Annotated in this window: 14 protein-coding genes and 1 pseudogene; 6 read left to right on the forward strand and 9 right to left on the reverse strand. The window is 70.1% G+C overall.

Annotated elements, in window-relative coordinates; genetic code table 11:
• On the reverse strand, positions 1 to 3,309 hold a 3,309-nt coding region (locus CCN33_RS12690), incomplete at its 3' end, for a DUF6531 domain-containing protein (RefSeq protein WP_140394524.1).
• A gap of 594 nt (positions 3,310 to 3,903) precedes the next feature.
• Here CCN33_RS12690 and CCN33_RS12695 point away from each other — a divergent pair.
• Positions 3,904 to 4,094: pseudogene (locus CCN33_RS12695) on the forward strand (transposase family protein); the annotation flags it as partial.
• 148 nt (positions 4,095 to 4,242) lie between these two features.
• Here the strand turns inward: CCN33_RS12695 and adh are convergent.
• From adh to xylB, 5 genes are all read right to left on the reverse strand, one after another.
• Positions 4,243 to 5,766: an aldehyde dehydrogenase gene (gene adh, locus CCN33_RS12700; protein ID WP_086693734.1), complete on the reverse strand. Its 1,524-nt coding sequence runs from the start codon at positions 5,764 to 5,766 to the stop codon at positions 4,243 to 4,245.
• A gap of 57 nt (positions 5,767 to 5,823) precedes the next feature.
• Positions 5,824 to 7,167: a GAF domain-containing protein gene (locus tag CCN33_RS12705; RefSeq protein ID WP_086693735.1), complete on the reverse strand. Its 1,344-nt coding sequence runs from the start codon at positions 7,165 to 7,167 to the stop codon at positions 5,824 to 5,826.
• A gap of 77 nt (positions 7,168 to 7,244) precedes the next feature.
• Positions 7,245 to 7,841 carry an N-acetylmuramoyl-L-alanine amidase gene (locus CCN33_RS12710; RefSeq protein WP_208621734.1) on the reverse strand — a complete coding sequence of 199 codons (597 nt, stop codon included), beginning with the start codon at positions 7,839 to 7,841 and terminating at the stop codon, positions 7,245 to 7,247.
• A 480-nt stretch (positions 7,842 to 8,321) separates the two neighbouring features.
• Positions 8,322 to 9,530, reverse strand: coding sequence for an ROK family transcriptional regulator (locus CCN33_RS12715; RefSeq protein ID WP_086693737.1), 1,209 nt, complete (start codon positions 9,528 to 9,530; stop codon positions 8,322 to 8,324).
• A 94-nt stretch (positions 9,531 to 9,624) separates the two neighbouring features.
• Entirely contained in the window at positions 9,625 to 11,070 is a 1,446-nt protein-coding gene (gene xylB, locus CCN33_RS12720) for a xylulokinase (RefSeq protein WP_086693738.1), read from the reverse strand.
• A 159-nt stretch (positions 11,071 to 11,229) separates the two neighbouring features.
• On the opposite strand from xylB, the gene xylA reads away from it, so the two are divergent.
• Together xylA and CCN33_RS12730 are read left to right on the forward strand one after the other, a co-directional pair.
• A complete protein-coding gene (gene xylA / locus CCN33_RS12725) occupies positions 11,230 to 12,396 on the forward strand; it encodes a xylose isomerase (RefSeq protein WP_086693739.1) in 1,167 nt (388 codons plus the stop codon).
• 190 nt (positions 12,397 to 12,586) lie between these two features.
• On the forward strand, positions 12,587 to 12,769 hold the full coding sequence (locus CCN33_RS12730; RefSeq protein WP_086693740.1) for a hypothetical protein: 183 nt from the start codon (positions 12,587 to 12,589) through the stop codon (positions 12,767 to 12,769).
• A gap of 27 nt (positions 12,770 to 12,796) precedes the next feature.
• Here CCN33_RS12730 and CCN33_RS12735 read toward each other — a convergent pair whose 3' ends face one another.
• On the reverse strand, positions 12,797 to 13,660 hold the full coding sequence (locus CCN33_RS12735; RefSeq protein WP_086693741.1) for a hypothetical protein: 864 nt from the start codon (positions 13,658 to 13,660) through the stop codon (positions 12,797 to 12,799).
• Between the two features lie 138 nt (positions 13,661 to 13,798).
• Complete coding sequence (locus CCN33_RS12740; protein ID WP_086693742.1) at positions 13,799 to 14,095, reverse strand: hypothetical protein; 297 nt, start codon at positions 14,093 to 14,095, stop codon at positions 13,799 to 13,801.
• Between the two features lie 95 nt (positions 14,096 to 14,190).
• Between CCN33_RS12740 and CCN33_RS12745 the strand changes: the two genes are divergently transcribed.
• The gene (locus CCN33_RS12745) at positions 14,191 to 15,090 is read left to right on the forward strand and encodes an oxygenase MpaB family protein (RefSeq protein WP_086693743.1); all 900 of its coding nucleotides are present in this window, start codon (positions 14,191 to 14,193) and stop codon (positions 15,088 to 15,090) included.
• Between the two features lie 26 nt (positions 15,091 to 15,116).
• On the opposite strand, the gene CCN33_RS12750 is transcribed toward CCN33_RS12745, so the two are convergent.
• Complete coding sequence (locus tag CCN33_RS12750) at positions 15,117 to 15,716, reverse strand: class I SAM-dependent methyltransferase (protein WP_086693744.1); 600 nt, start codon at positions 15,714 to 15,716, stop codon at positions 15,117 to 15,119.
• Between the two features lie 173 nt (positions 15,717 to 15,889).
• On the opposite strand from CCN33_RS12750, the gene CCN33_RS12755 reads away from it, so the two are divergent.
• Together CCN33_RS12755 and CCN33_RS12760 are read left to right on the forward strand one after the other, a co-directional pair.
• Complete coding sequence (locus tag CCN33_RS12755) at positions 15,890 to 16,663, forward strand: MHYT domain-containing protein (RefSeq protein ID WP_086693745.1); 774 nt, start codon at positions 15,890 to 15,892, stop codon at positions 16,661 to 16,663.
• Between the two features lie 48 nt (positions 16,664 to 16,711).
• Positions 16,712 to 18,558 (forward strand): sensor histidine kinase (locus CCN33_RS12760; RefSeq protein WP_086693746.1); only part of this gene is annotated, 1,847 nt, incomplete at its 3' end.

The raw sequence follows: 18,558 nt of genomic DNA on the forward strand, positions 1-18,558 counted from the left end.
GCGGCCGTCGTTGTCGTGGGTGTAGGTGATCGTGTTGCCGTCGGAGTACTTGCGGGTGAGCATCTGCCCGGCGGCGTCGTAGGTGTAGGCGAAGCCGCGGGTCTTGGTGAGGTTGCCGAGGGCGTCGTAGACGAAGTCCTCGGACATCTTGGAGTTGGCGCGGGCGGTCATCTGTCCGGCCGCGTCGTAGCCGTACGTCACGTCCGGCGTGGAGTCGGAGTAGTCGACCTTGGTGAGCAGGCCGCGAGTGTCGTAGGTGTAGCCGGTGTTTCCGCGCGGGGTGATCTTCTTGGTGAGGTTGCTCTCCGCGTCGTACTCGTAGGTCGTCTCCCGCTTCAGCGGATCGCTGACGGACGTGAGGCGGTGGGCCGTGTCGTAGCCGTACGTGGTGACGTGGTCGTTGGCGTCGGTGCGGGTGGTGACGTTGCCGGTGCTGTCACGGGTGAAGGCGGTCTTCGCGCCTCCGGGGGCGGTGACCTCGGTGAGGTGATCGAGCTTGTCGTAGGCGTAGTCGGTGGCGCGTTTGTCGGCGTCGGTCTGCTTGACGACGTTGTTGACCGCGTCGTAGGCGGTGATCGTCACGCCCTCCAGCGGGTCGGTGACCGTGGTGGGGTTGCCTGTCGGGTCGTAGCCGTAGGTGGTCGTGTACTGGGCCGGGTCGGTGCCGGTGACGTTGCCGCGGGGGTCGACCGCGGTGGCCTGCCGTCCGTCCGCGTCGTAGGTCCAGCTTTCCTTGCTGCCCAGCGGGGAGGTGCGGCTGAGCAGGTTGCCGTCGGCGTCGTAGGCGTACGCGGTGGTCTTGGTCAGCTGGTTGGTACTGCTGGTGAGCCGGTTGTTCTTGTCGTACACGGAGGTGACCGTCTTGGACGCGGCGTCCGTGACCTTGGTGACGTTGTCGTTCGCGTCGTACGTGTAGGTCGTGGTGCTCTTGCGGGGGTCGGTGACCACGAGCGGCCGGTTGATCGCGTCGTAGGTCGTCGTCGTGGACGCCCCCGTGGGTCCGGTGACCGCGGTGCGGTTCCCTACGGCGTCGTAGGTGTAACTCGTGGTGTAGGCGGCCGGGTCGGCGCCGGAGACGTTTCCGCGGGGGGAGACGCTGCTCAGCAGGCGGCCGACCTTGTCGTAGGTGTAGGTGGTCTTGCCACCGGCCTGGTTGGTCTCGGAGGTGAGGCGTCCGCTGGCGTCATAGACCCGGCTGACGAAGGCGGTGGAGGGGTCGGTGGCGCGGGTCAGGTTCCCGGCGTCGTCGTAGGCGAACGTGCTGCTGTCGCCCGCCGGGTTCCGCACGGACGTCACCTGCTCGGCGCCGTTGTACTCGTAGGCCGTGGTGTGGCCCAGCGGGTCGGTGGCCGAAGTGAGCAGCCCGCGGCCGTCGTAGGCGTACGTCGTGGTGTAGGCGGCCGGGTCGGCCCCTGAGACGTTGCCGCGTGGGTCCGTCTTGGTCAGGACACGGCCGGCCTTGTCGTACGTGAAGGTCGTCTTCTCGTTCAGCGGGGTGGTGACCGAGGTCCGGTTGCCCGCCGCGTCGTACCCGTAGGTGGTGGTCTTGCCGCGCGGTGTGGTCACGGTCTGCAGCGAGCCGAGACCGGTGTAGGTGTAGGCGGTCTTGCCGTTCAACGGGTCTGTGGCGGACGTCAGTTGGTTAGAGGCGTCGTACGTGTACGTCGTCTTGTTGCCGCGGCCGTCGGTGTGGCTGGTGATGTTGCCGGCCGAGTCGTAGGTCCAGCTCTCCGAGTAACCCAGCGCCGACGGCGCGCTGCGAGTGAGCATGCGCCCGGCGCTGTCGTAGGTCATGGAGGTGGTGTTACCGCGCTGGTCGGTGATGGCGACAGGGTGCAGATAGCGGTCGTAGTCGTAGCTGACGCTCTTGCCGTACGGGTCGATCGTCTCCATCAGGACGTTGCCGGCGTAGACGTCGGTCCACACGCCGCCGTCGGGCGCTGTGGTGTGCGACTCGCTCTTGCCGTCCCAGGTGAAGGCGGTCGTCTTGCCGTTCTGGTCGGTCTGGGACTTGATCCGGCCCGAAGTGTCGTAGGAGTTGGCGACCTTGCCGCCGGCCGGGTCGGTGTAGGAGGACAGCCGCTTGTCGGTGCCGTACGCATAGGACGACGCCCTGCCCGCAGGGTCGGTCACCGATGTCAGCAGGCCGGCCGTGTAGGTGTAGGACACGGAAGTGCCGTCGGGCAGGGCCACCTTGGAGAGCAGCCCGTCGCCGCCCACCGTGAAGGAGGTGGTGCGGCCGGCGGCATCCTTGACGGACGCGAGCTTCCCGGACGCATAGGTCAGGCTCAGACCCTTGCCGGCGGTGTCGACCACACCGGTGAGCAGTCCACCGCTGTCGAAGGTCCGCTTGACGTGGTCCGGCGTGGTGATCGTGTAGGCGCTGGTGCCCTTGACCAGCTTGGCCGCCGACCCCGCTGGGGCTGTGTAGGTGCCGTCACTGGCTTGCGCGAAGACGAACGACGCCCCGTCGTCCGCTCGGTACGTCACCTTGCCTGTCGCGATCGCCAGACTCGCGTCGAACGGTGTCGACCAGCCCCGCCCGAGGAGGCCCGTGACGGTCGAGTCCGAGCGGTACGTGCGCTCCAACGTGAGGGGAACACCCGCGCTCACCAGGGAGGCGTCCGTGAGCTGTTCGTAGAACATGCCGGTCGCCGTGTTGACCGGGTCGGCGCGGTGCGCCTGCGCGTAGCAGGTGCAGATGCCTGCCTGAGCGCCGGGGATGACCGGGGTGTAGAAGGCTTCCACCAGCGGGGAGGTCGTTCCCTGCGGGCTGGATGATCCGTCAGAGCTGTTCAGGAAGACCCATGCGTAGTACTTCTTGCCGTCCTGGAGAGGGCCGCCCAGAGCGTTGTTGGCCCACCAGAAGCACTCGTCGGTTGGGTAGGAGTTGCTTGCCCACCAGTCGTAGCACCAGACCCCGGTAGGCTGTGTGTCGCCGCTCGGGTCGTCCGTCGACTTCTTGATCTCCTGCTGGATGACGAAGTTGCCCGCCTCATCCAGGACGTAGAACCACATCCCGCTGTAGGTCGACCCACGCTTGGGCAGCTTCACATGCCCGCCGATGGACAGCAGCCCCGGAGAGGCCGTTGCCCAGGACGACACCCATGTCGGGTTCTCCGGCGCGGCCGCTACGCCGGGACGAACGCCATTCGGCGACTGAGCGGCGGGGCCGCGCTCGGCGCCGTGGCCGTCGGGTCGGGTTGGCTTGCTGGTCGGCTTCCTCCCCGGCGCCTTCATGAAGTCACTGATGGGAGAGCGGTCGAGCCGGGTCTTGGTGACCTGCTCGCGTCGGTCGGCCAGCGTCATGGCCTTGGGGGGCTTGGGCAGGTCTGCGGCGGTGCGGGGTTTGGACTGGGCCACCGCAGTGGTCGACATGGAGGGCGGGCGTTGCTGGGGTGCTGCCCAGGAGGGAACCACACCCGCCACGGCCAGTAAGGCCATGGCGAGGACGGCTATGACAGATCTTCGCGCTTTTGCTCGCATGATGAATCACCTGATGCGTCAAAGTGGAGGACGGACCCGGTGATGCTTGATCAGTTCGGCCTGGCGATCAATGGGATATGGCAAACAAGACCGAAAGACGGCAAGAATTGAATCACTCCTCACCACGCCTGGCCTGGTCGACCAAGTGCAGTGGTCAAGTTCTCCATTCAGCTTGGCGTGATAGCGCTCCTACGAGTGCGGAAGCGTTGTTGAACGCCTTACCGAAAAAGCGTGAACGATGGGTAGCGGCACGATGGCGCGTTCGGATCGGCTGGCATGCGGTCGATCCGCCACTTCTCGGAAGCCATGGAGCCCTTTCCAGCCTGACTCGGTAGTGCGGAGGTTGGGCTGGTGACGTAGTGAAGCCCCTGGTAAGGGTTTTTCGGTCCAGAGAACCGTCTCCACCAGAGGCTTCCTGTGCTTGTCTACCTGTCGGGCGTCGACGTGTCCTGCTCTGACCTCCGCTTACTCACGCGGCGTTGCGGCGACGCCGCCGCGCGATCGGCTCCCGTTGGCGGCGCCTGAGCGCCGGCCGCCAAGCCCTGCTCACCCTCGCCCATCTACAGGTGGGGCACACGTATGCTCAGCTCGCGGCCAGGTTCGGCATTGTGATGTCCTCGGTCCGCGACTGGTCCGGCGGGGATCTCTCTCGCAGGCCAGGCGGTAACGTCAAGAATCCAATCGATCACAGCAGGTACCTGCCGTGTCGGGTTGCCTCGAGCCCAAATATGCCTCCAGGCAACCCGACTTCAGGCTCTAGAAGAAGCCAAGCTTCTGAGGGCTGTAAGAACAAAGGATGTTCTTCGTCTGCTGGTAGTGCTCCAGCATCATCTTGTGGTTCTCCCGGCCGATCCCGGACTGCTTGTAGCCGCCGAACGCGGCGTGGGCCGGGTAGGCGTGGTAGCAGTTGGTCCAGACGCGGCCGGCCTGGATCGTGCGGCCGGCGCGGTACGCGGTGTTGATGTCGCGGGTCCAGACGCCCGCGCCGAGGCCGTACAGCGTGTCGTTGGCCAGCTTCATCGCGTCGTCGAAGTCGTCGAAGGACGTCACCGAGACGACCGGGCCGAAGATCTCCTCCTGGAAGATCCGCATGCGGTTGTCGCCCTCGAAGATGGTCGGCTGGACGTAGTAGCCGCCCTCCAGTTCGCCGTCGTACTCGATGCGTTCGCCGCCGGTGAGCACCTTGGCGCCCTCCTGACGGCCGATGTCCAGGTAGGACAGGATCTTCTCCAACTGGTCGTTGGACGCCTGGGCGCCGATCATCGTGTCGGTGTCGAGCGGGTGCCCCGGCTTGATCTGCTGGGTGCGGGCCACGGCCGCCTCCAGGAAGTCGGTGTAGTGACCGCTCTGTACGAGCGCTCGGGAAGGGCAGGTGCACACCTCGCCCTGGTTGAGCGCGAACATGGTGAAGCCCTCGAGCGCCTTGTCCCGGAAGTCGTCGTCGTGCGCCCACACGTCGTCGAAGAAGATGTTGGGCGACTTGCCACCCAGCTCCAGCGTCACCGGCTTGATGTTCTCCGAGGCGTACTGCATGATCAGCCGCCCCGTCGTGGTCTCCCCGGTGAACGCCACCTTCGCCACCCGGGCGCTGGAGGCCAGCGGCTTGCCCGCCTCCGCACCGAAACCGTTGACGATGTTGACCACGCCCGGCGGCAGCAGGTCGGCGACCAGGCTCATCCAGTAGTGGATGGACGCCGGGGTCTGCTCGGCGGGCTTGAGGATGACCGCGTTGCCTGCCGCGAGCGCCGGCGCCAGCTTCCAGGCCGCCATCAGGATCGGGAAGTTCCACGGGATGATCTGCGCGACGACTCCGAGCGGCTCGTGGAAGTGGTACGCCACGGTGTCGTCGTCGATCTCGCTCAGCGACCCCTCCTGCGCACGGATCGCCCCCGCGAAATAGCGGAAGTGGTCGATGGCCAGCGGGATGTCGGCGGCCAGCGTCTCGCGGACGGGCTTGCCGTTCTCCCAGGTCTCGGCCACCGCCAGCGACTCGAGGTTCGCTTCCATACGGTCGGCGATCTTCAGCAGGATGTCCGAGCGCTCCGTCACCGACGTACGGCCCCAGCCGGGTGCGGCCGCGTGTGCCGCGTCGAGTGCCCGCTCGACGTCCTCCGCGGTACCGCGCGCGATCTCGGTGAACGGCTGCCCGTTGACCGGCGACGGGTTGTCGAAGTACTGCCCGCGCGCCGGCGGCACGTACTCCCCGCCGATGAAGTGGTCGTAGCGCGGCTGGTAGGAGACGATCGAGCCCTCGGAGCCGGGCGTCGCGTAACGGGTCATGCTGGTGTGCCTCCCGGTGCAGCGCTGCCCGCCATTGGGCAGCTCCCGTCGTGCAGGCTAGACGGGCGGACGTTGCGAATAGGTTGCACTGCTGGTCATCCAGGGTGTTTGACGCACATGAGGGCGTCGGCTCGGTACCCCCGGTGCTCCCGGTACGGCCAGCTCGGCCTCCAGCGCCGCGATCCGCGCCCGCACCGGAGCGGTCGGCCGCACGGCGGCCAAGGCCCGCCAGACCAGCAGGTCGTGCTCGCCCCAAGGCGCGTGAGCCCAGTCCGCCAGCAGATCCGGGTCGCCCCGGGTGATCAGCGCCGTTCGCACCGCCGCGGCGAGTCGGCGTCGCCACCCCACTACCGCCGGGGCCTGGGAGTTCGGCAGCAGCGGGCCGCGATACGCCCGTAGGGCGGCCGTGAGCGCGCCCGTCTCCACCTGCCGTTCGACCAGAGCCGCGTCGCACTCGACCGGCACGGAGAGCCGGTAGGGCCGGGACGCCAACAGTCCGGGCGGCAGCAGCGGTCGCAGTCTGGCAAGCTCGGCGCGCAAGGTCACCGGTGTCACCGACTCGTCCGCGTACAGCGCGCACAGCAGTTCGTCCCCGGTCATGCCCTCGGGATGCCGGGCCAGGAGCACCAGAACCTCGCTGTGCCGACGGCTCAGCCTGATCCGGCGCCCGCCCCCCGGACGGAGTTCCGCCTCGTCCCGGCCCAGCACGCTCAGCGTGACCGTGTCCTCCGCCCGCCTCGGCGGGGTGACCAGGCTGAGCTGTGACTCCGCCGCGCGTGCCACCGCCTGCACGAAGCCCAGGCTGTGCGGATGTGCCAGACCGTCCCCTCCGGTGATGTCGACGGCTCCCAGGACCCGGCCCGTGTGCGGATCGTGGATCGGCGCGGCCGCACAGGTCCACGGCTGCACCCGCCGTATGAAGTGCTCCGCCGCGAAGACCTGCACCGGACGGTCCACCGCCACCGCCGTACCCGGTGCGTTGGTGCCGACAGCCGCTTCCGACCAGCGCGCCCCGGGAACGAAGTTCATCCGGTCCGCCCGCCGCAACGTCGTCGGATGCCCCTCGACCCACATCAGCCTGCCGTGCGCATCGCACACCGCTAGCAGATGCGAGCCATCGGCGGCGAACGTGCCCACCAGCTCCCGGACCAACGGCATCACCTTGGCCAGAGGATGTTCGGCGCGGTACGCGCCCAGGTCGTCGTCGGTCAGTTCCACGCTCGCGGTGCCGTCCGGCCCGACGCCGGCCCGTGCGCTGCGCCGCCAGGACTCGGCCACCACCGGCCGGACCGGACGCGCGACCGTGCCGGCGGTCGTGAAGGTCTCATGCGCTCGGCGTAGCGCCCGGACTCGTTCGTCTGGGTCGGCTCCCGGCTCCAGAGCCACCCACTGTTCGGTCAACTCGTCCTCCCTGCGAGGGAACCAACTGGGCCATCGTCACGCGCGGGTCCGCTCCGGACAACCGGGCCGACAGGAGCTCAGGAGAAATTGACGAGTCTGATGTAGCGGACCCAGTCCCAGTTCACCCCCGGGTCGGTGTGATCGGTGCCGGGTACCTGGTAGTGGCCGATGATGTGCTCCCGGTCCTTCGGGATGCCGTACTTGTTGCACACCGCGGCCGTCAGTCTCGCGGACTGCTCGTAGAGCGCGTTCGTGAAGTAGGCCGGCTGGTCCACCCAGCCCTCGTGTTCGATGCCGATGCTCCGGGTGTTGTACCCCCAGTCGCCCGCGTGCCAGGCTACGTCCGCCTCCCGGACGCACTGGGCGACATGGCCGTCCGCCGAGCGCACGAGATAGTGGGCCGACACCTGCTTGTCGGTGTTCCGGAAGATGGCCAGAGTATTGGTGTAGGTCTCCTGGGTGATGTGGATGATCACCCGGTCGATCTCGTAGGCCGCCGGCCGGCTGGACACCGTGTAATTGCCAGTGCTCGCGGGCTGCCATTCGCCGGGCGGGTAGTCGACCGCCGCCTGCGCGGCCGCCTTGGGGCCGGGGAGGAGTGCGTAGGGGACGGCGGCGAGGGCCGCGCCCTTGAGGAGGCCGCGTCGGGTGAGGTGGGTACGGGGCTGGTTCATCTCCATCGTCGGCTGCCCTTCAGCGGTGAGAGTCTCAGCTGCCCTGTGAGACACGGCAGTTGAGGAGACAGGTACGCGGGACCGTGTGTGTGCGGATGCGCCCGCACGGCGGGGGTTGCACGTCCGGCTCAGCGGAACCCGGCACGTATGAACGACACAGTGTCAGCTCCGCTCGGCGGGAACCGTGAATGGTCGTCGTGGTGTCGGTTGTGGCGTCGTGCGCCGGTCGATTTCGCGTACATGTATCCCCCGATGCATGTGGCAGATGATGCTCAGCACGTGTACGGCCTGGGCTTCGGCCGTTGAGATCCGGCGGTTGCGGCTCGCGTGAATCACGTTACGGCGCGGGGGTGTTGGGCAGAAGGGTGAGCGCCAAGTCCGTGGACAAGGGGCGGATTGTGGATAAGTCGGCCACCTGTTCGAGGGACTTCGGACCTCGGTGAGCGTGACGGGCTTCCGCCAGGGGCATCCGCCGAAGTGTCAGGGCCGTTCCGCCACCATCGCCGGATCATCCAGCACAGCCCGTACCACCGAATGGGCGGCACCGAGCAGCGGACCCTCCGGCCCCAGCTCGGACACCGCCACCGGACATGCCGGACCGGCCGTGCGACTGCGCAGCTCACGTTGCAGAGAGGGGAGAAGCCATGGAGAGAGGGCCGCCAGCGCGCCACCCAGGACGACCACGTCCGGGTCCAGGAGATTGACCGCCCCGGTCAGGGCGATACCGAGCGCCGTACCCGCTTCCCGCAGCGCCGAGCGCACGTCCTCGTCGCCCGCTTCCGCCCGCTCCGCGAGCACCCCCACGACGTCACCGCGGGGTTCGATTCCGGCCGCCCGCAGCACGGCCTCCTCGCCGGCGTACTGCTCCAGGCAGCCGCGTCCGCCGCAGGGGCAGGGGGGCCCGTCCGGCCGGACCGGAACATGGCCCAGCTCTCCGGCGAAACCACGGGTTCCACGGAGCAGCCGGCCGTTCACGACGATCGCCGCACCGATGCCGATCTCCGCAGACACATGGAGGAAGTCTCCCGGTGTGCGGGCACCGAGCCACAGCTCCGCCAGCGCGCCGAAGTTGGCCTCGTTGTCCATGGTCAGGGGCACCCCGCCCGGCAGGGCGCCCCCGAGGTCGGTGTCATGCCAGCCGAGGTTGGGGGCGCGCACGACCACACGGCCGTCGCGGGCGATCAGGCCGGGAACGGCGACCGCGAGCCCCGCGACCCACAGACCGTCCTTCTCCACCTCGGCCGTGACCTGCCGCAGAAGCGCGGTCAGATCCTCGGCCACGGATTCCGGGGAGCGTCCTCGATTCGTGCCGCGCCGCACGGCCCGCGCACGAACCGCGCCCCGCAGATCGACCGCGCACACTGCGAGGTGATCCACCCCGATCTCCGCCCCGACCCCCGCAGGACCACTCCCGCTCACCGCGAGCGCGGAGCCGGGCCGTCCCACCCGGCTCGGTCGTTCGGGGCCCAACTCCTCCAGCAGTCCCCAGCGGATCAGCTCGTCCACGAGGGAGGACACGGCCGCCCGTGTGAGACCTATGCGCGAGGCGACCGTGGCGCGCGACAGCGGGCCGTCCGAGCTGACGGCGTGCATGACCCGAGCCAGGTTGCGGCGACGCATGCCCTGCTGGGTGTCCGGCAGGGCGCGTCCGCTCCCCGTCGGCCGGCTGTCGTGCGGCGGTGCGGTCATGCCTCCGTCGATCCTCGGTTTCCGTGGTCCTGTCCGGCTTGTGGGTTAAGTCGCTCGCTGCCGGACCTGGTGCGCGAGACACTCGGGGGCGGCGTCAGAGGGAGCCCGCACCCCGCTCCAGCAGCGGGGACGCGTCGGAGAGTACCCCGGCGATGCGGTCCAGGGCTTCCTCGTCCCGCTCCACGGCGTCCAGGACCCGTCCCTCCGTGGTGTTCCAGCGGCGGGCAACGGCCGTCGGGTCCTCACCGGTCAGCAGTCCCGCAGCCTGAGCGGCCGCGCCGAGGGCCACCAGTTCCTTCGCTTCGGGGATCTGTACCGGCCGCCCGGACAGCCGGCGCACCGTCTCCTGCCAGGCCGTGCCGCGGGCGCCACCGCCGATCAGCAGCAAGGGAGTGGTGCGGTCGGCGTCCTCGTCCAGAACCAGGTCGAGTGCGCCGAGCAGCGAGTGCACCGCGCCGTCGTAGGCGGCCTGGAGCACCTGGCCGGCGGTCGTGTCATGGCGGAGACCGTGCAGCAGACCCGAGGCGTGGGGCAGGTTGGGAGTGCGCTCACCGTCGAGGTACGGCAGCAGGGTGACCGAGGTGCCGGGCTCCACGGCCTCCCGGTCCAGCCCCAGCAGGGCCGCGACCCGGTCCACGGCGAGGGTGCAGTTCAGGGTGCAGGCCAGGGGCAGCCAGTCACCGTGGGCGTCGGCGAATCCCGCCACCGTGCCGGTCGGGTCCGTTGGGCGGCGCTTGGAGACCGCGTACACCGTGCCCGAGGTGCCCAGGCTGAGCACCGGAGTGCCGGGTCGCAGGCCCAGCCCCAGCGCAGCGGCCGCGTTGTCCCCGGTACCCGGCGCCACCAGTGTGCCCTTGGAGAACGGCAGGTCATGGCCGTCGCGCACGGTGCCGGCCACCTCGCCGGGCCGCACCACGCGAGGCAGTAGGGCCGGGTCGAGTCCCACGTGCGCCAGGGTCTCCTCGTCGTACGACTCCGTCGCGGACGCCCACCAGCCGGTGCCGGAGACATCGCCGCGATCGGTCGTGCCGAGGCCGGTGAGGCGCTCGGTGAGGTAGTCGTGGGGGAGACGTACCGCCCGGGTGGCGCGGACCGCGTCCGGCTCGTGCTCCGCCAGCCACGCCCACTTGGTCACCGTGAAGGAGGCACCCGGCACGCTGCCCGTGCGCTCCGCCCACGCGTCGGGTCCGCCCAACTCCTCCACCAGACGGCGGGCCTGCGGGGCCGAGCGCACATCGTTCCAGAGCAGCGCGGGACGCACCGGCTCGCCGTGCGCGTCGAGCGTGACCAGGCCGTGCTGCTGGCCGCCGATCGACACCGCCGCCGCCTCGTGCGCCGCGTCGCCGCACTGGCGCAGCGCCTCGCACAGCGCGTCCCACCACTGACGCGGATCGCTCTCCCGTCCCGCGCCCGAGGTCACCGTGTGCGCGGCCTGGCCGCTCGCCACCACCCGCCCGGTGGACGCGTCGACGACGAGTGCCTTCGTGGACTGTGTGGACGTGTCCACACCGACGACGAGCGGACCCTCGGCTGCTGACATCGGGCTCTCCCTCTTCCGCGGCGTCATCGACCGGCAGCGACGCCGTTCATCGATGGCGCCCCGGCGTCGAGGACATCTGGTCTCTTCCCAGAGGCGCCTTCGCATACTAATTTGTAAACGGCCATGACGAAATAGTCGTACGCACCAAGGAGCCGCGGCATGAACTACCAGCCCACCCCCGAGGACAAGTTCACCTTCGGTCTGTGGACCGTCGGCTGGCAGGGGAGGGACCCGTTCGGCGACGCCACCCGCCGCGCCCTCGACCCCGTCGAGTCGGTGCAGCGCCTGGCCGAGCTGGGCGCCCACGGCGTGACCTTCCACGACGACGACCTGATCCCCTTCGGCGCTTCCGAGACCGAGCGCGAGTCGCACATCAAGCGCTTCCGCCAGGCTCTGGACGCGACCGGTATGGCCGTGCCGATGGCGACCACCAACCTCTTCACCCACCCCGTCTTCAAGGACGGCGCGTTCACCGCCAACGACCGCGACGTGCGCCGCTACGCGCTGCGCAAGACGATCCGGAACATCGACCTGGCCGCCGAACTGGGTGCCAAGACCTATGTCGCCTGGGGCGGCCGCGAGGGCGCCGAGTCCGGTGGCGCCAAGGATGTGCGGGCGGCTCTTGACCGCATGAAGGAGGCGTTCGACCTCCTCGGCGAGTACGTCACCGCGCAGGGTTACGACATCCGCTTCGCCATCGAGCCCAAGCCCAACGAGCCGCGCGGCGACATCCTGCTCCCCACCGTCGGCCACGCGCTCGCCTTCATCGAGCGCCTGGAGCGCCCGGAGCTGTACGGCGTCAACCCCGAGGTCGGGCACGAGCAGATGGCGGGGCTCAACTTCCCGCACGGCATCGCGCAGGCGCTGTGGGCGGACAAGCTCTTCCACATCGACCTCAACGGCCAGTCGGGCATCAAGTACGACCAGGACCTGCGCTTCGGAGCCGGTGACCTGCGGGCCGCCTTCTGGCTCGTCGACCTCCTGGAGAGCGCCGGCTACGAGGGCCCCCGGCACTTCGACTTCAAGCCGCCGCGCACCGAGGACCTCGACGGCGTCTGGGCCTCGGCCGCCGGATGCATGCGGAACTACCTCATCCTGAAGGACCGCGCGGCCTCCTTCCGTGCCGATCCGGAGGTGCAGGAGGCGCTGCGCGCGTCGCGGCTGGACGAGCTGGCGCAGCCGACGGCTGCAGACGGCCTCGACGCCCTGCTGGCCGACAGTTCGGCCTTCGAGGACTTCGACGTGGACTCCGCCGCTGCACGGGGCATGGCCTTCGAGCGGCTCGACCAGTTGGCGATGGACCACCTGCTCGGCGCCCGCGGCTGACGGCATCGCGCGTGGCCAGTCCGCCGTGGCTGGTCACGCGCGTCCTGCGGTCGCCTTCGATCTGGGTCTCAGGGGTTCCTCAGGGTCGGCTTCAGGGATGTCTCAGGGGCGGTGGCCGGAACCGCGAGGCGCTCGGGACCGTTTCCCATGCAGAGAGCGGCAGTGGGTCGTGACGTAGGAGGCGGAGTTCATGTCGAGAAACGCGAAGATCGCCGTGGGTGGCGTGGCGGTCGGGCTGATCCTTTTGATCTGGCTGCCCTGGTGGGCGGCGCTGCTGATCATCGTGGGCGTGCCCGCCGCCGCGTACCTGACGCTGGACCCCTCGCAGCGCCGCAGGCTGCGCCGGGTGGCGCGCAAGGAGATAGGCCGCTGACGCCCTTTGGCGGTGCTTCACACGGCGTCACAGAGGGCGTACGGCGATCTTGTCCAGCCCTTGCAGCAGGCCGGGGAGTTCCGGACCCCGTCCCACGGGGATGACCTCGCCCGGTTCCGTGTCGAGCAGGATGAACGCGATGTCGTCGGTGCGGGCCACGATCGACCATCCGGGACCGTCGGCACGCAGGGTGCGCGCGTCTCCGGGGGCGAACGACGAACGGACGCGTCCGAGGGGCGGCGGGGCGTCGATGTAGGCGCGTGCCTCCGCGAGTACCTGGCGGACTCCGGGATGGCCGGGCCTGGCGGTGCCTTCCTGCTCGGCCTCCGGTGCCGCTTCGGCCTCCGGGGCGGTTGCCTCGGTGCCGGAAGCCTGCTTGTTCGGCAGGACATCGGCGTCGTCGAGCCGGCCGCGCCATTCGGCCCACTGGAGTGCTATCTCGTCGGCGCCGAGGCGTCGCTGGGCCGGTCCCCACGTGCTGGTGTCGGGTGGGGTGAGAGGAGGGGGGTCCGTGGCCTCGGTGGCCGGGTCGTGCGGGGCCGGCACACCGGGTGCCGCGACGGCAAGCGCCAGGGGCCAGCCGGGCAGGGCCGCCACGAGGGTGCGCTCGTCGGGCGACAGCTCGTACTCCATGCCGCAGTCCCAGGAGGCTATCGCCACCGCCACCAGGGACACGTCGTCGATGACGGCCGTCCACCGGGCCCCGTCTCCGTCCTGCCCGAGAACCAGGCCGTACCCCTCGTCGAGCGGCGTGAGACCGAGCGCCGAGCAGGCCGCGGGATAGTCGTCACCGAGCACGCTCGGGAACTGCGCCGGTGTCAGCAGCACCGCCGTCAACACGTACAGCGCCTCGTCCGCGGCAGCCACGGGTGCATCGTCCGACCCGGCCATCTCAGCCTCCCCAGTGGTTCGTCCGTCGGCGCACCCTAGTGCGCGAGGGAGAGGCTTGTCACGACTCCGCGCACCGGGCGGAGCTGCGGTTTTCCTGCCGGACGGGGGCGAAACACCCCGTGGCCGTCAAGAGTCTCCTCAGTCCGCCGGCAGGCCCAGCAGATCCCGGGCCACCGCCCGCGGGGTCGTGGAACGCTCGCGGGCGAGGGCGACCACGGCTCGGCTCGCCAACTCGCCCACACCGAAGGAGAGTGCCTCCGGCGACACCCACGACGACGCCTCATCGACTCCGTCCTGGTCGTCCCGCGCGCGGGCCGCCACGTAGGCAGCCGCGGCCTCGAAAAGGTTGTGCCCCCGCGGCTTCGGCTCGGTGGGTGCCTCCCCGTGGGAGGAAAGACCCAGCCTGGCGACGTACTTGCGGATCATGTCGAACATGCGAACCACCTTTCCCCGGCGCGGGGCTCGCTCATCACACATGTCTCGTTACTCAAAGTAGAGTTGGAACTTCCGCGACAGAAGGGGACCTCACGGTGAAACGCTTCGAGCGACTCGACCGGATCCGGCGGATGGACCCGGTCGCCGACGCCCCGGAGATCTACCGGCTCAGCGCCGCGTTCGAATTCCCCTGGGACTACACACGAGCGCTGGAACTGGCCCTCTACCGCACCTATGCCGTCCCCACCATCGGCCGGCTGCTCGCCGACACGGCGGAGCTGACCGAGCGCTCCCAGCGGCGGTACGACGACACCGCCCTGCTGCTCGACGCCGTGATGGAGCACGGCTTCGCCGCCCGGGAGGGCCGTACCGCGATCCGGCGCATCAATCAGATGCACCGCAGCTACGACATCAGCGACGACGACATGCGCTACGTGCTCTCGACCTTCGTCGTCATGCCCAGACGCTGGATCGACACCTACGGCTGGCGGCGGTTGTCCCGGCACGAGATCGTCGCCACCACCGAGTACTACCGCACCCTCGGACGCCACATGGGCATTCCCGACATCCCGGAAACGTTTGAGGAGTTCGAGGATCTCCTCGACTCCTACGAGCGGGAGCACTTCGCGTGGGACCAGCGGTCCCGGCAGGTGTCCGACGCGACGCTCGACCTCATGACGTCCTGGTATCCGCGTCCGCTCGCGCCGCTGTTGCGGACGGCGACGCTCGCCCTCCTCGACGAGCCTCTGCGGCGTGCCTTCCGCTACGAGGCGCCGAGCGCGACCGCCACCTCCCTGGTGCGCCGTGCCGTAAAGATCCGTGGACGGCTGGTCAGGCTGCTCCCGCCCCGCCGCGCGCCTCATTTCGCCCGCCAGAACTGGGAGATCAAGAGCTACCCGAACGGCTATCGCACCGCTGAGCTGGGCACACACCCGGTGCCGGGGACGGGTGGCTGCCCGGTGAGGCAGGTGAAGTTGACCGACGCGGTGGACTGAGGCGAGCAATCGCGCTCAGGCCGGTTTCAGGGCTCGCGCACTGCCAGCGCGAGGAAGTAACCGGGCTCGTCGACGTAGGACGTCATGGACCACCCGGAACGCGCGAGGAGAGGACCGAGGTTGGCCTCGGCCCGCAGGTCGTCCGGCGCGAGCTGCCTGCCCTGGCGAGCGGCCAACGCGGCCCGCCCGATGGGGTGGAACAGCGCCAGCGTGCCACCGGGCCGCACCACGCGGGCCAGTTCGCGCAGGTTCTCACCCGGCTCAGGGAGGTGGGCGATCAAACCCGCCGCGAAGACGGCGTCGAGGGACTTCGTCCGTAGGGGAAGGGCGGTGACGTCGGTGAGCAGCAGGGTACCCTCCCGGCCGCGCCCGGCCTGCGAGGCGGCCTCGAGCATGGCCGAGGTGAGATCGGCCCCGATCACCGTCCCGGACGACCCCACGGCGGCGCGCAGCGACGGGAGCGCGCGGCCCGTGCCGCACCCCGCGTCGAGCACCCGGTCACCCTCGCCCAGCCCCATGTCGGACACCGCGGCCGCGTAGGCGGGCCCGTCGTCGGGAAACCTGTTGTCCCAGCCGACCGCCCGCGCGGTGAAGAACTCCTGGACGTGCGTGTGGTCGTCACTCATACTCCGATGATCTCTCACCGTCCCCCTTGAGGCCGCACGCACAGGGATAGGCCGCGATGCGGTCCTTTCACCGCAACTCCACGTCATGTTCGGACACCCGCTGTGTCATGTTGTGGCAGCTTTCGAAACGCGCCCCCTACGTACGCCCCTGCCCCGGCTAGCGTCCGTGGGCCATGGGACACCTTGACCACGCGGCCTTCGGCTGGCTGACCCCCGCGCTCTCGTATGCGATGGCCTGCATCGGCGCCGCACTCGGCCTGCGCTGTACCGTGCGCGCGCTGGCGACGACCGGCCGGGCGCGCCGCAACTGGCTGATCACGGCCGCCTCGGCGATCGGGACCGGCATCTGGACCATGCACTTCGTGGCGATGCTCGGCTTCCGCGTCAGCGGCACCGACATCCGCTACGACGTGCCGCTGACGATCCTGAGCCTCGTCGTCGCCATGGTCGTCGTGTGCGCGGGCGTCTTCGCCGTCGGCTACAGCAAGGACCGCAACCGCGCCCTCCTGCTCGGCGGCCTCACCACCGGCCTCGGCGTCGCCAGCATGCACTACCTGGGTATGGCCGCCGTCCGGCTGCACGGGGACGTGACCTACGACCCCGTGCTCGTCGGGCTGTCGATCGTGATCGCGGTGGTCGCCGCGACGGCCGCGCTCTGGGCGGGCCTGAACATCAAGTCCCCGCTCGCGGTCACCCTCGCCTCCCTGGTCATGGGGGCGGCCGTCAGCAGCATGCATTACAGCGGCATGTTCGCGGTGAGCGTCCATGTCGACCCCTCCGGCGCGACCCTGCCCGGCGCCACGGCCATGCAGTTCATCTTCCCGCTCGCCGTGGGCCTCGGCTCCTACCTCTTCATCACCTCGGCCTTCGTCGCCCTCTCGCCCTCGGCGGACGAGCGCCAGGCGTCCGCCACCGCTCAACGGCCCGTCGAGGGCGCCGCCCACTAGCGGAAGCCCGGCCCGAGAGCCCCGACCCACTGCCCGAGCGAGGAGGCCATGCGCCCACCCCGTAGCACCCCGAAGGCCGGACCACCGGCGCAGTCCCCGACCCCGCTGCGCGGCCGGCGCGCACACGCCGGGCCCCCGGCCGACGAGGGCCCCGAGGCGTACCTCGACATGGCGCCGGACTACGCGCCGCCGCGCGCGGGCCGCTGGCACATGCGCCCCCGGACCGTGCGCGCCAAGGTGGTCTGCCTCCTGATGGTGCCGGTGGTCTCGCTCCTGGCGCTGTGGGCGTACGCCACCGTGACCACCGCTCAGGACGTGTCCGAGCTGCGCCAGTCCCAGCGGGTCGACGCCGAGCTGCGTACGCCCGTCGCGGTCGCCGTCGCCGCGCTGCAGGCCGAACGGGCCGCTGCCGTGCGGTACGCCGCCGAACCGAACGCGGCACGCCGAAACGATGTGCGCGGTCTCGCGGCCGCCACCGACCGGGCTGTGGCGAAGCTGCGACTCGGCGACGACAGCACCGTCGCCGCCGGGCAGCAGCTCCCCGCAGGAGTCGGCGACCGCCTGCAGACCTTCGTCGGCGGCGTCGAGCAGCTCCGTTCGCTGCGGACCGCCGTACTGGGCCGCGAGGCGGACTGGGCCACAGCGTACGACCGGTACTCCAAGACCATCGGCGCCGCGTTCGCCGTGGACGGAGCGCTCTCCGGCATCCAGCGGGCCGACGTCGGCTCCGACGCCCGCGTGCTGCTCGAATTCTCCCGTGCCGCCGAAGCGCTGGCCCAGGAGAACGCCGTCCTCGGCAGCACGCGCCCGGACGACACCCTCCGTGGCCGACGAGCCCTGCTGCTGGACGGTGCCGTCGCCAACCGGCGGGCCCTCCTCCAGGTCGCCGTCGCCGACCTGCCCGCCGCCCAGCGCGCCGCCTGGAACCGCGTCGCCCACGGCCGTGCCTACCTCGCCCTCACCGCTGCCGAGGACCGCCTCCTGGCCGCGGGCTCCGGAGCCAGGGCGGTCGACACGACGCCCGGTTCGGGCTGGGCCACCGCCCACGCACGCGTGCAGGCCGACATGAGCACCATCGCGGCGGACACGAGCAGGACGGTCGCGGGCCGCGCCGACCCGTTCACGCACGGCGTGCTGAGCCCGGCCGGCGCCGCCGTGCTCTTCGGTCTGGCCGCGGTCGTCGCCTCGCTCGTGATCTCGGTCCGGATCGGACGCGCGCTGGTGGTCGAGCTGGTGAGCCTGCGCAACGACGCTCTGGAGATCGCCCGCCGCAAACTCCCGGCGGCCATGCGGAAACTCCGGGCCGGTGCGGAGATCGACATCCGGGCCGAGGCGCCCGCCGGACCGCCCGCCGAGGACGAGACCGGGCAGGTGGCGGAGGCCCTGACGACGGTGCACCGGGCCGCCCTGCACGCCGCCGTGGAGCGCGCCGAACTCGCCAGCGGCATCTCCGGTGTCTTCGTCAACCTCGCCCGCCGCAGCCAGGTGCTGGTCCATCGCCAGCTCAGTCTGCTGGACAGCATGGAGCGCCGCTCCGACGATCCGAACGAGCTGAGCGACCTGTTCCGGCTCGACCACCTCACCACGCGCATGCGGCGCCATGCCGAAAGTCTGATCATCCTCTCCGGAGCCGCACCCGGCCGGGCCTGGCGTATGCCGGTGTCCCTGACCAACGTCGTCCGCGCGGCCGTCTCCGAGATCGAGGACTACGCCCGCGTCGAGGTACGTCAGCTCCCCGAAGCGGCCGTCATCGGGGCAGCCGTGGCCGACCTCACGCATCTGCTCGCGGAACTGGTCGAGAATGCCGCCCAGTTCTCGCCGCCCCACACGCGCGTGCGTGTGTCCGGCGAACCGGTCGGCAACGGCTACGTCCTCGAGGTCGAGGACCGGGGCCT

The sequence above is a fragment of the Streptomyces recifensis genome, assembly GCF_002154615.1.
Taxonomy (GTDB): domain Bacteria; phylum Actinomycetota; class Actinomycetes; order Streptomycetales; family Streptomycetaceae; genus Streptomyces; species Streptomyces griseoluteus.

Bases quoted from the DNA above. Each gene is read 5' to 3' on its own strand.
- adh (WP_086693734.1), bottom strand. From the start codon at position 5,766: ATGACCCGTTACGCGACGCCCGGCTCCGAGGGCTCGATCGTCTCCTAC.
- CCN33_RS12710 (WP_208621734.1), bottom strand. From the start codon at position 7,841: ATGAACCAGCCCCGTACCCACCTCACCCGACGCGGCCTCCTCAAGGGC.
- CCN33_RS12715 (WP_086693737.1), bottom strand. From the start codon at position 9,530: ATGACCGCACCGCCGCACGACAGCCGGCCGACGGGGAGCGGACGCGCC.
- xylB (WP_086693738.1), bottom strand. From the start codon at position 11,070: ATGTCAGCAGCCGAGGGTCCGCTCGTCGTCGGTGTGGACACGTCCACA.
- xylA (WP_086693739.1), top strand. From the start codon at position 11,230: ATGAACTACCAGCCCACCCCCGAGGACAAGTTCACCTTCGGTCTGTGG.
- CCN33_RS12730 (WP_086693740.1), top strand. From the start codon at position 12,587: ATGTCGAGAAACGCGAAGATCGCCGTGGGTGGCGTGGCGGTCGGGCTG.
- CCN33_RS12735 (WP_086693741.1), bottom strand. From the start codon at position 13,660: ATGGCCGGGTCGGACGATGCACCCGTGGCTGCCGCGGACGAGGCGCTG.
- CCN33_RS12740 (WP_086693742.1), bottom strand. From the start codon at position 14,095: ATGTTCGACATGATCCGCAAGTACGTCGCCAGGCTGGGTCTTTCCTCC.
- CCN33_RS12750 (WP_086693744.1), bottom strand. From the start codon at position 15,716: ATGAGTGACGACCACACGCACGTCCAGGAGTTCTTCACCGCGCGGGCG.
- CCN33_RS12755 (WP_086693745.1), top strand. From the start codon at position 15,890: ATGGGACACCTTGACCACGCGGCCTTCGGCTGGCTGACCCCCGCGCTC.